At 32.2% G+C, this 13,064-nt stretch carries 8 protein-coding genes; 5 read left to right on the top strand and 3 right to left on the bottom strand.

Going from position 1 to position 13,064, the window contains the following annotated elements; translation table 11 throughout:
• The first annotated feature begins 303 nt into the window (after positions 1–303).
• Entirely contained in the window at positions 304–1,320 is a 1,017-nt protein-coding gene (locus KA873_RS01585) for a PTS sugar transporter subunit IIC (RefSeq protein ID WP_019469996.1), read from the top strand.
• 192 nt (positions 1,321–1,512) lie between these two features.
• Here KA873_RS01585 and KA873_RS01590 read toward each other — a convergent pair whose 3' ends face one another.
• Positions 1,513–2,298 carry a putative hydro-lyase gene (locus KA873_RS01590; protein WP_107384331.1) on the bottom strand — a complete coding sequence of 262 codons (786 nt, stop codon included), beginning with the start codon at positions 2,296–2,298 and terminating at the stop codon, positions 1,513–1,515.
• Positions 2,299–2,523: 225 nt separating this feature from the next.
• Positions 2,524–4,215 carry a BCCT family transporter gene (locus KA873_RS01595; RefSeq protein WP_107384330.1) on the bottom strand — a complete coding sequence of 564 codons (1,692 nt, stop codon included), beginning with the start codon at positions 4,213–4,215 and terminating at the stop codon, positions 2,524–2,526.
• Between the two features lie 172 nt (positions 4,216–4,387).
• On the opposite strand from KA873_RS01595, the gene KA873_RS01600 reads away from it, so the two are divergent.
• Both KA873_RS01600 and pruA read left to right on the top strand, forming a co-directional pair.
• Positions 4,388–4,825, top strand: a complete 438-nt coding sequence (locus KA873_RS01600; RefSeq protein WP_107504760.1) for a DUF4064 domain-containing protein — start codon at positions 4,388–4,390, stop codon at positions 4,823–4,825.
• 335 nt (positions 4,826–5,160) lie between these two features.
• Positions 5,161–6,705 carry an L-glutamate gamma-semialdehyde dehydrogenase gene (gene pruA / locus KA873_RS01605; protein WP_019470000.1) on the top strand — a complete coding sequence of 515 codons (1,545 nt, stop codon included), beginning with the start codon at positions 5,161–5,163 and terminating at the stop codon, positions 6,703–6,705.
• Between the two features lie 248 nt (positions 6,706–6,953).
• Here pruA and KA873_RS01610 read toward each other — a convergent pair whose 3' ends face one another.
• Complete coding sequence (locus KA873_RS01610) at positions 6,954–7,508, bottom strand: TetR/AcrR family transcriptional regulator (RefSeq protein WP_107384328.1); 555 nt, start codon at positions 7,506–7,508, stop codon at positions 6,954–6,956.
• A gap of 148 nt (positions 7,509–7,656) precedes the next feature.
• Between KA873_RS01610 and KA873_RS01615 the strand changes: the two genes are divergently transcribed.
• Both KA873_RS01615 and aryK read left to right on the top strand, forming a co-directional pair.
• Complete coding sequence (locus KA873_RS01615) at positions 7,657–10,194, top strand: MMPL family transporter (RefSeq protein ID WP_107504761.1); 2,538 nt, start codon at positions 7,657–7,659, stop codon at positions 10,192–10,194.
• 306 nt (positions 10,195–10,500) lie between these two features.
• On the top strand, positions 10,501–12,783 hold the full coding sequence (gene aryK, locus KA873_RS01620; RefSeq protein WP_107504762.1) for a transcriptional regulator AryK: 2,283 nt from the start codon (positions 10,501–10,503) through the stop codon (positions 12,781–12,783).
• Positions 12,784–13,064 lie beyond the last annotated feature (281 nt).

Genomic DNA, 13,064 nt, shown 5'->3' on the forward strand with positions numbered 1-13,064 from the left:
CTCCTTTTTATTTGCTACAAGATAAATAAAATACTATTGTGTGAAATTTTAAAACAAATTAAATTTGTTTTAAAAAATGTTCCGCGGAGCTTAAATAGAAAATAATAAAATTGTTCGGAATATAATAAAAATTTGTGTTAGAATGTATAAATATGGAAATTGAAAAGTTTATATTTTGTTAATTACAAATAATTTAATATTTATTTGTTGCAAGTAGCTTTAGCATCCATATATAGAAAGGATTGAACTATTTATTTCACAAGTTTAAAGAGTGAGTAGTTCAAAGAAAGAGGAGAATTATTCATGGACATTTTAATAGGAACCTTGTTTTTAATCGTTGTTTTAGTGTTATTTACATTATTTACATATCGTGCTCCTAATGGCATGCGTGCGATGGGAGCATTAGCCAATGCAGCGATAGCAACATTTTTAGTAGAAGCTTTTCATAAATATGTTGGCGGAGATCTATTTGGCATTAAATTTTTAGGAGATCTTGGTGATGCTGCTGGTGGACTAGGCGGCGTGGCAGCTGCTGGTTTAGTTGCTTTAGCAATAGGTGTTTCACCTGTTTATGCTTTGGTTATTGCAGCGGCTTGTGGTGGTTTAGATTTAATACCAGGGTTTGTTGCTGGTTATGCAATTGGTTATTTAATGAAGTTTGCAGAACATAAAGTGCCAGACGGCATAGATTTAATAGTAGGCATTTTGATTATAGCGCCACTAGCAAGGTTAGTAGCTACTGTAATCACGCCATTAGTAAATAATTCATTATTGAAAATTGGAGACATTATCCAAAGTTCCACAGAAATTAACCCGATTATTATGGGGCTTATACTTGGTGGCGTCATTACAGTAGTTGGGACAGCACCATTAAGTTCCATGGCGTTGACTGCATTATTAGGTTTAACCGGAATGCCAATGGCAATTGCGGCAATGGTTTCATTTGCGTCATCTTTCATTAATGGTACGATGTTTAATAAACTAAAACTTGGAGATCGCAAATCTAGAATTGCGGTTTGTATTGAACCATTATCACAAGCAGATGTTGTATCTGCAAATCCAGTGCCCGTTTATACTGCCAACTTTATTGGGGGAGCTTTAGCAGGTGCGGTTATAGCAACATCTGGTATGATTAATGATGCTACTGGTACAGCTACACCGCTCGCAGGTTTCCTTGTTATGTTCGGTTTCAATAACCCGATAAAAATCATTATATATGGTGCTATTGTAGGTATTATAGGTTTAATCGTAGGTTATGTTTGTTCTGTTTGGTTTAAAAATTATCCAGTCGTTTCGAAAGAAGAGATAGAAGCACGATAATACTGAGTAATAGATAAACGATATGAAAGATCAATTTAAAACCATCGTATGTATTTTACACTTAACATAAAGTCAATTATATAAATGAAAAAGTAGCAAAATGGCATCCATCAATATTAAATGGATGCCATTTTGCTGTGTTTTTATTTTTATAACATTAAAAATATGTGTTTAAACAAGTTCAAGTTTATATTAATTACTTAGCTGACTATCTGGGACATCAGTGATAAACATATGTCCAGGTGCATGTGTAATCATCAATTCTGGCTTAGCATCTAACGCAACAGATTGTGGAGTAACTCCACAGCCCCAAAATACAGGGACTTCATTTTCTTTAATCGTGACAGGCTCGCCAAAATCAGGGTTTGTTATGTTTTCGATGCCAATTTCTGATGGATTACCTATATGAATTGGCGTACCGTGAACATTTTTAAAATGGGTTGTAATTTCTGTTGCTTTTATAGCTTGTTGCATGGTCATCGGCCTCATACTTACAGTGATATTTCCTGAGAAATGACCACTTGATGCGGCTGGAATATTTGTTATATACATTGGAACATTGTGCTCTTCTTCAATGTGACGAATTGGTAAACCAGCATCCAACAAAGCATGCTCAAAAGTAAAACTGCAGCCAATCAAAAAACTCACCATGTCATCATTAAATAAATGAGCTATGTCAGTAGGAGACTCCACTAATTCTCCATAACGGTATACTTTATATTGTGCTACTTCATTTGTGATGTTAGCATCTTTACCATAAGTAGGAAAAGAAGTTGATCCTATTTCTGATACATCTAAAAGCGGACATGTCTTAGGATTTCTAAAACAGAATTTTAAAAAATCATATGCATAGGCAGAGGGTAATATGACTACATTGGCTTGGACATAACCTTTAGCCATTCCACTTGTATGACCAGTGAGTTCACCTTTACTTATCATTTTTCTTAAAGTACTCGGGTGTTGGTTTTGTAAATTCATTATGTGTTCATCCCCTTAAATTAGCTTCTTAGATATATTTTAGCAAAAATCAACATATAAGTAGTACAAATTGTTCGGAATATTTAGAAAAAATAAAAACAGACGTAGTATTGAAATCGAAATATCGTTAATTTCAATACTACGCCGCTATCCAGTTGAGATTTTTTAAACACGTATAAACATTAATGATTGAGCTAGTTTGATAATTTCGAACAACATGGTCAATTAATCATCTTTGTCTTTGGTATCTGCATCATGATTTTTATTTTTCGCAGCATTGTGATTTGATTCATTTTCTTCTACTGAAGCATCAGCATCAGTTTCTAAATCATTTGTTTCACGTTCTTCTAACGGTATAGAATAATCTTTATCATCATTGATGTAAGTCATTTTAAAGTGTTCAGTTGGTTCTCTTCTTAATGCGCGCATTAAAGAAAAAATCATGAGTAATAAAATAATTGAGAATGGTAGACCTGTAACAACAGATGCAGTTTGTAAACTTGTCAAACCGCCTGCAATTGTCATAGAAACAGATATAGCACCAATTAATATCCCCCAAATAATTTTATGTTTGATTTTAGGGTTGGCGATCCCACCAGTTGCCATACCTGCAACAATATGTGTGGTAGAATCAGCGCTCGTGATGATAAATATAAAGATGAGTGCAATTGCTAATGCACTTGTGATGTCAGCGATAGGAAACTTGGATAATAATTCAAAAAGTGCAACAGTATAATCCTTGTCGACAATGTTTGCAATGTTGTCGTTACCATTTAATGCTATTTTCACTGCTGTACCACCAAATCCAGCTATCCAAGTAAACGAAATTAAAGGTGGTATAATTAATACACCAACGACGAATTCTCTAATCGTTCTTCCACGAGATACCCGAGCTACGAAACCTCCTATAAATGGCGACCATGAAATAACCCATGCCCAATAGAAAACAGTCCATTGTTGTATCCAGCTATTATCGCCAGTATAAGGGCTGATACGTAAACTATATTCAATAAAATGACGTAAATAATCACCTATTGCTAATGTATAAGATTCTAAAATAAATTTAAAATCACCAAAAATAAACATGAAGATAAGTAATATTGCACCTAAGCCAATATTGATATTACTTAACCATTTTACCCCTCTATTTAAGCCAGTAATTGCTGACGTTAAAAAGATACCTACCATTAAAATAGTGATTGATATTTTAGTGACATTATTGTTAGGGACATTAAAGACATGTTGAAGACCTCCACTAATTTGCATAATACCTAAGCCAATAGATGTGGCTATCCCCATTACTGTAGCTATGATTGCTAATACATCTATTATATTTCTATATGGTCGTTTATAAGATTCACCAAATACAGGTTCCATTGCGGTTGAAATAAGACCATCACGTTTTTTTCTAAATTGGAAGTACGCCACTGTTAAACCGGCAATTGCGAAAATAGACCATTGAGAAATACCCCAATGGAAAAAAGTATAGCCCATAGCAACACGAGCGGATTCTGCAGAGGCGTCAGGCGTTTTACCAGGAAATGGCGAATGTAAATAATGGGTTAATGGTTCTGCTACACCCCAAAATACAATGCCGACACCCAAACCTGCAGAAAAGAGCATTCCAATCCAAGACATCATAGAAAATTCAGGCTCTTCATTATCGTCACCCAATTTAAAACGACCGTAACGTGAAATGGCTAAAGCAATTAAAAATATATCTAAAATAAAAATAATTACTAAAAATAGCCACCCAAAACTATTTGCTATATAATCGTAGACTTGTTGTGCATGACTCCCAAAATTTTTAGGGAAAATACCTGCTATTAATGTGATAAGTACAATAATTGCAACAGATATCATATAAACAAGATTTCTATGTTTTTTCTTTCTGGCGTGTGCATTCTTGTCATTCATAATAGTATTAAATCATCCCTTTGTTTTAATTTATATTAAGAAATTACCCTAATGCAATGACACTATTCATTGAAAATTCTGATAAAAATTATTATATTGATTAAGTTGCATGATTCATATTTTTATGGGTATAGAAAATATAAAAATTTATAAATTGCTAAGGAGGTTGCATATGAAACGTACTTTAGAAAAAGTACTAGTTTGGCTAGGAATTTTCATACAATTTGTACTAATTTTTTTAATGGCTATTGCTGCACCATTTTTAAATGATCGAAGTTTTAAGCGTTCATTAATGGACTCTTTTGAAAATCAAGAAGCTATTAGCAATAATTTAACTCAAACAGAAACTTCACAATTGTTAGATCATATAAGCCAATTATTTATTGTTGCTTTAGGTTTAGTTATTGTTACGACAATCTTAGCATTAATTTTTGTATTATTAATTAATAAAATACCAAAAACAGTAGGTGTGATATTTATATTACTTGCTATTGTCAGTGTGTTTACATTAAATATTATTACGGCTTTGTTATGGTTAATTGCAGGTATTATACTGTTAGTTAAAAAACCACATAAACATAATAAAAGAAAAAAAGTACATAAAAATTAAATATTGTTCGTTGTCATGATAAAAATGGTCATTTAACAATGAATTAGATGAACTTAGAAACAATTTTAAATCGTCATCATATGAATCATACACTTTCTTTAAGTTCATAATTATATGTATAAAGAAGTTAAAGAAAGTGTTCTTTTAAAGTAATTTGAGCAATATTGAAAAAAGAGAAGTAAAATCGTTAAAAAGATAGATATAAAATGCGATTTATTTTTACAAAAGTTTTTGTAAGCGATTGCATTTGTTGTGTGATACCTATACAATAAAAATAAGAATGGAAGTTTTCCATTTTAGTTTTCTATTTACAAACTTACATGGGGGTAGAAAAAATGGTTGTCAACTATACAAATGAACCAGGCATTGACTTTACTGATAATAGCAATGTCGAATCATTCAAAGAAGCATTAAAGAAAGTTAAAGGTGAATTAAATCAAAAACTTCCGTTAGTGATTAATGGGGAGAAAATTTTTACTAAGGATACATTTCAATCTATCAATCCTGCAAACACTTCTGAAGTTATTGCTGAAGTATCAAAAGCTACAACAAAAGAAGTAGATAAAGCTTTTGATGCGGCTAATGAAGCTTATAAATCTTGGAAACGATGGACACACAGAGATCGTGCTGAATTTTTAATTAGAGTTGCAGCAATTATTAGACGACGCAAAGAAGAAATATCGGCAGTGATGGTGTATGAAGCTGGTAAACCATGGGACGAAGCAGTTGGTGACGCAGCTGAAGGTATTGATTTCATCGAATATTATGCTAGATCAATGATGGAACTCGCAGATGGTAAACCAGTATTAGATAGAGAAGGAGAACACAATCAATATTTTTATAAACCAATTGGTACTGGGGTAACAATCCCACCATGGAACTTCCCATTTGCAATTATGGCGGGTACTACTTTAGCACCAGTTGTTGCTGGTAATACAGTTCTTTTAAAACCTGCAGAAGATACGCCGTTAACAGCGTATAAATTAATGGAAGTATTAGAAGAAGCAGGTTTACCAAAAGGTGTTGTGAACTTTGTTCCTGGTGATCCAAAAGAAATTGGCGACTATCTTGTTGATAGTGTGCACACGCACTTTGTGACGTTTACAGGTTCACGTGCGACAGGTACACGCATCTTTGAAAGAGCTGCAAAAGTTCAAGAAGGACAACAATTTTTAAAACGTGTTATCGCTGAGATGGGCGGTAAAGATGCGATTGTAGTTGATAAAGATATAGATACAGACTTGGCAGCTGAATCGATTGTTTCATCAGCGTTTGGCTTCTCAGGTCAAAAATGTTCTGCTTGTTCACGCGCAATCGTCCATAAAGATGTATATGATGAAGTTTTAGAAAAAGCTGTTAAACTTACACAAGATTTAACTTTAGGAAATACAGAAAACAACACATACATGGGACCAGTTATAAATCAAAAACAATTTGATAAAATTAAAAATTATATCGAAATTGGTAAAAAAGAAGGTAAGTTAGAACAAGGTGGTGGTACTGATGGTGCTACAGGTTACTTTGTTGAACCTACAATTTTCTCTGGTCTTAAATCAAGCGATCAAATCATGCAAGAAGAAATATTTGGACCTGTTGTTGGTTTTGTAAAAGGAAAAGATTTTAATGAGTTATTAGAAATTGCTAATGACACAGATTATGGATTAACAGGCGCAGTTATTACGAATAACCGTGAAAACTGGATTGAAGCTGTTAAAGAATATGACGTTGGTAACTTATATCTAAATCGTGGTTGTACTGCAGCAGTCGTTGGCTACCATCCTTTCGGTGGCTTTAAAATGTCTGGTACAGATGCAAAAACAGGTAGCCCAGACTATCTATTGCACTTCTTAGAACAAAAAGTTGTTTCAGAAATGTTTTAATTATAAAAAATGACTAGGAAATCATCCTAGTATCAAAAAGCCCGTAAATGAATTTTCTGAAATTCATTTACGGGCTTTTTATATATCATATTGCCTACTTACCATATTTAAGGAACTGCACGGTAAGCAAGTTTAGTTTGCTTAGAATTACTTTGTAATACTCACTTTTCATACTATTGTATTAAATACTTACTAAAAATTAAATTAACGTTGATGCAATTCGTCAAAATTATTGATGTGCTAATTTTTTATTCATCATTAACTTGAATATTAATCATTTTATGAAAAAGTGCATCAATGGCTTGAGGTGACATATTGTTACTATGTTCACGCATCCATTCCATAAAACCATATAAAGTAGCACCGTAAACATAAAATACTAAATCTATTGGAACGCTTTGGTCAACCGTTATCCGATGTTCGTTTGCTTTAATATCATTTTGTAGTATACGAATAAAATGATTCTGAACCGTACGTTCAAATTCTTTATCATCTTCTTGTTTATGCTTTATTTTACTAAAATCGTCAATGTGTGTGACGGATTGATCCAAGCTAGTAAAAGGGTTGTTGATACGTTCTTTAATATCTGTTGAAAAGTAATCTTTGGTTAAGTAGGTCATTAAATAAATAAGTAAATCATATTTATCATAAAAATGCTTATAAAAAGTTGTGCGATGAACCAACGCTTCATTGCAAATTTGATTTACTGAAATAGTTGAAAATGCATATTTTTCTAATAATGCATATAAGCTTTGAGATAGTGCCCGCTTTGTTTTGATTACACGCAAATCTTTTTCATTCATTCTACAATTCTCCTAATCTGTAGTTTAAGTATACGGAATTGCATATTTAGTTCTTTTTTAAATAGGGTAAATCATTATAAGATGTCAATAGAAATAATCTACAGTATATGTATAAACTATAACGTTGTTTAATTAAGGAGGCAATAGTTTGGCAAAATTTTTATACAAATTAGGTTCATTTGTTGCAAAGCACAAATGGTGGAGTGTAGTTGCTTGGGTGATTATTCTTGCAGCAATTATTATACCGCTTACAATAAGTTCGCCTAAATTTGATAATGATATAACAATGAATGGCTTACAGTCATTAGATACGAATGACAAAATAGAAGACGAATTTGGACAAGATAGTGAGAAAGCTCAAATTAGAGTAGTCTTTAAAAGTGATTCAGATAATGGCATAGTGAAGCAAGATATGACTAAAGATATCAAAGATACATTGAAAGATATTAAGGATGATGATGAAGATATTAAAAATATCTCAGATCCTTATGATAATAAACAAATCAGTGAGGACAAATCTACAGCAATCGCTGATATTAATTATGATGTGTCTGCAACGTCATTAAAAGAAAATTCAAAAGATAAAGTGAAAGATCAAGTTGAAAAATTAGAAGATGATCATAACGTACAAGTGGAACTAATGGGTACAGGTATGGAATCTACTGAAGTTGGTGGTTCTTCTGAATTAATCGGAATTATTGTAGCATTTGTTGTACTTCTAATTACGTTTGGTTCGTTTATCGCAGCAGGTATGCCGATTATTAGTGCTTTACTTGGTTTAGGTACTGGCGTAGGCATCATATCATTATTAACCTATGCATTTGATATTCCAAATGTGACTTTAACATTAGCAGTCATGATTGGTTTAGCGGTAGGTATTGATTATGCACTATTTATTTTATTTAGATATCGGCAAATTGTTAAAAGTGAGCCCAATCACATTAAGGCAATAGGTTTAGCAGTAGGTACTGCAGGCAGTGCAGTTATCTTTGCTGGTGTTACAGTTATTATTGCCGTTTGTGGCTTGTCACTTGTTGGTATAGATTTCTTAGCCGTGATGGGCTTTGCTTCTGCAATTAGTGTATTTGTCGCAGTGATTAGTGCATTAACTTTATTACCAGCATTGATCAGTATTTTCCATAAACAAATTCATCCTAAACAAACAAAAACAGAGTTTGCAGGAGATGTAGATACGAAATGGTCTAAATTCGTAGTTGGTAAACCACTTGCAGCAGTACTGATTGGACTTATTATTTTAGTCGTAGCTGCTATACCGATTAATGATATGCGTCTAGGTATACCAGATGATGGTATGAAACCAGCGGATACGACTCAGAAAAAGGCCTATGATATTGTATCTGATAAATTTGGAGAAGGATATAATGGTCAAATTGCAATGCTTGTAAATGTGAAAGATCAAAATGATAATCCTGAAGCGTTGCAAAAAGATTTACAAAGTTTGAGTAAAGATATTAATGATATGGATAATGTGAAGATGGTTGCACCGCCACAATTGAGCAAAAGTAAAGATTATGCATTAGTAGCGGTAATTCCTGATAAAGGTCCAAATGCTAAATCTACTAATGATTTAGTTCATGATTTAAGAGATTATAATGATGATGCTAGAGACAAATATAATTTCAAAACCGAAGTATCTGGACAAAGTGTAATTAATATAGATATGTCGCAAAAACTAAATGAAGCTATTCCATTATTTGCTGGCGTTATCGTAGCATTAGCGTTCGTACTATTAATGGTTGTCTTCCGTTCTATCATTATTCCACTAAAAGCAGTTCTAGGTTTCGTACTTTCTTTAGTGGCAACATTAGGCTTTACTACTTTAGTAATGCAAGAAGGATTTATGTCTGAGCTATTTGGCGTAGATACAACGGGACCATTACTAGCATTCTTACCGGTTATTACAATTGGCTTGCTCTTTGGTCTGGCGATGGATTACGAAGTATTCCTTATGTCCCGTATTCATGAAGAGTATAGTAAAACAGGTAATAATGAACACGCGATAAAAGTAGGTATTAAAGAAAGTGGTCCAGTCGTTGTTGCTGCAGCACTTATTATGTTTAGTGTGTTTATTGCATTCGTCTTCCAAGATGATGTGATGATCAAATCTATGGGATTATCACTTGCCTTTGGTATATTGTTTGATGCATTTATCGTACGTTTATTATTGATTCCTGCATTAACACAATTATTTGGCAAAGCATCTTGGTATATGCCAGCATGGTTAAATCGAATATTACCACATGTAGATATTGAAGGACATGCTCTACAGGGCGAGATGCCGGCATCTAATTATGCACATATCAATCAGTCTGCAGGTAATGATAGCTATGATCGTACATTTAGCATCCGCAAACAACAAAACACATATAATGAAGAAAATAATACAATATCTGTGGATCAAAAAACGAAAATGCTATATAACGAAATTGCACAACAAACAACGCAACGCGCATTTTTATATGAAGCTTTAAAATCATATAAAAAAGATTTAACACAGTCGCAAAATGAAAGTGATATATCACCGGCCATTTCAACTCGTGTTGATAACAAAAACGAAAATTCGCTTGGTAGTGAAGATGATGAAATTGTTAAGCTACTAGCGCAACAAAGTGAAAATATTCGTCATTTGAATGAATTAATTGAAAAAACAATTAATAAAAAATAAAAGTTTTAGTATGTAACACACATATTTAAAGCAAAAGACTAATCCGTACAACTACGGATTAGTCTCAGACTGTCGACAAAGTCTCCGACTTTGTTGGCAGTTTTTTTATGCACGCTTTCCGCGGGCACTACCTTAGCCTGTAGTCTTCGGCTAGTGCTATTCCCGCAGGAGTCGGCATAAATCACTGCCAATATTATAGTATATTTGGAGACGCACTCCTTTATGTCTAATTAACGACAAATTAAAAAACAAAATAGCAAATACACATTTATTTTATTAAAATATATTTTAATAAAGAGGTGTGCTATGGAAAAAATTTATAATATCGAATTTAATCACAACAATAATTCAGTGTTTAATTTTAATGATGGTGTACGTATCGTTCTCGTGTTAAAAAATAAGTTGAAATTCGTCAGTGGGACTAGTATTCATAAATTTCAAGCAGGCGATGTTTTTATTATCAATCATAGAGAGCGCTATCGACTTATAGAAGAGGAAGATACCTTATATACCGCCATTCATTTGAAAGAATCGTATTTAAAGCAATATATTAGTGATTACAATGACAAAATATATATTTTAAATCCACAGACATTGCAAAAAGTTATATACCAACAAATTCTGAATGTTGTGGCTAAGATAGGTATCGTCTATATTCGAAAAGGGAAGTTTTATAGATTATATATGGAACAACTGTTAATTGACTTAATGTTTATGATTGTAAGATATTTGCCAGCTTATGAAAATATAAATCATGAACATGATGTTAATGATCACCGCTTAGATTTTGTATGTAAATATATTGAAAGAAACTTCACCAAACCAATCACGTTAAGTGAGGTAGCTGAGAAGGTGCATTTAAGTCACACATATTTGTCAAAGTTATTTACAAAACATATGGGAATTGGTTTCAATCATTATGTTAATCATATTAGAATTGAACATTGTAAAAACGACTTAGTACAAACAAATGATGCTATTACTCACATCGCCTTGAAAAATGGTTTTAGTAACTCTAATATGCTGCTGAAATATTTTAAATTAGACACCAAATTAACGCCTTCGCAATATAGAAAAAGGTATCATGTTGGAGATATTGTGGACACTGCCAAAACAACAATTGAATCGGAAAACTATCAAATGTATCTATACTATTTAAATACTTATATCCAACAAACGCTTGGTACTATGATTCAATCTCCTTATAATCAAAAAGTCATTGATATTACGCTGAATTACAATCAAACACACGATTTGTCAGATTATGATCATGTGATTCAAATAGGTAGCCTTGATACATTACTTTTTCAAAGATACAGAAAACAACTGATAGAAGTACAACAATTTTTAGGTTTGGGCCATGTGCTTATCAAAGATCCTATTTTAAAAGGCTATATTGAAAATAAAGTTATTGAAAGTGATGAACTTATTCCTACTATACATCCATATATGAAAGTAGATGAATGCTTAAGTTTTTTATTTGAACATCACATTGGTTTAGGAATTGAAATCGATCCTCCAACATTAACATCACAATTTGTACAATATACAAACGAATTAAGATTTTTATTAGAGCATATTTATAATACAGTGCCGAATAGAAAACAATTTAAATTAGTCATTTACTTGAAGGGTAAAAAAGCCAATGTACTATTAAAAATAATAAGGTTATTTAAAGAATATTTTGAGCATACTCAGATTATACTTAATACGGACATCACTGATGTCAATGAATTGGCAACTGCTAAACAAATTTTGGATAAATCAAGTGAAAGTATTAATAGTATAGCGTTTAGTGCAAATCAAAATGATATTATCAATTTTAATTCAATTGAAAGTAAACAGTATGATTTAGCTAAACGACATATCATAGAACAGTACAATAAGATTACTGATGTGTTCAATATAAAGGGGAAAGATGTTTCGGTTGTGTTGCTTAATTGGAACACATTAACAGGTAATACAAGTCTTACAAATGGTGAATATTTTAGAGCAGGTATCATTTTTGAACAGTTGATTGATATAAATCCTCAAATACAAGCAATTGGCTACTGGCTTAATCATGAATTACACCATCAATATAATTCAAATGAGATTACCTCCGAATTAAATGGTATTGATTTATATCATCAATTTGATGGGAAAAGGCCTGCATTTTTTACAAGTATGTTTTTTAAAAAGTTATTTAACCAAGTGCTTTTTAAAAACGAAGACTGCATGGTTGTAGGGCAGAGGGACCATTTTCAAATCGTAGTGTGGGATGCAGAACATTATAATCCGTATTATACAACAAATGAACAAACAGATTATTTAAGTCATAAAGAGTACCAACTCAATATATCAAATGCCACCACTGGCTCGTATAAAATAAAGCATTTAACATTAGATAGAAATAATGGTGCACTTTATCAAGTTTGGCAGCAGTACAATACACAACATGGCATGGATACAGAGACCATCAATTATGTTAACAGAATCTCTTACCCTAAGTTAGATGTCAGCGAAGTGGATGTCGTAGATACGATTTCTTATCATTTGAAATTGCAAACCAATGCAATACAAATGATTGAATTTAAAAAATACTTTTAATTGTAGTTGTAGAGTGACATAAAAATTGATATATCGCTGTGTCGTATGTTTGGCGATAAAATAATCAGCTTATTCATTTGCAGTTTGGTACAAAATGACAAAAATAATATAGTTCATTTTTGTCATTTAAAACTACAATTGTTATTTAGAAAATAATCGATACTAAAAACCACAATTATTATATATTTTAACAAAATATATCCTACTACTATATTTTATAGAGAGGATAGCAAGTATCATTTATTGAAAATGTCGATAATAAGTACATTTTCCAACTAAGC

The organism is Staphylococcus sp. GDY8P45P (assembly GCF_017892745.1).
GTDB classification, from domain to species: domain Bacteria; phylum Bacillota; class Bacilli; order Staphylococcales; family Staphylococcaceae; genus Staphylococcus; species Staphylococcus cohnii.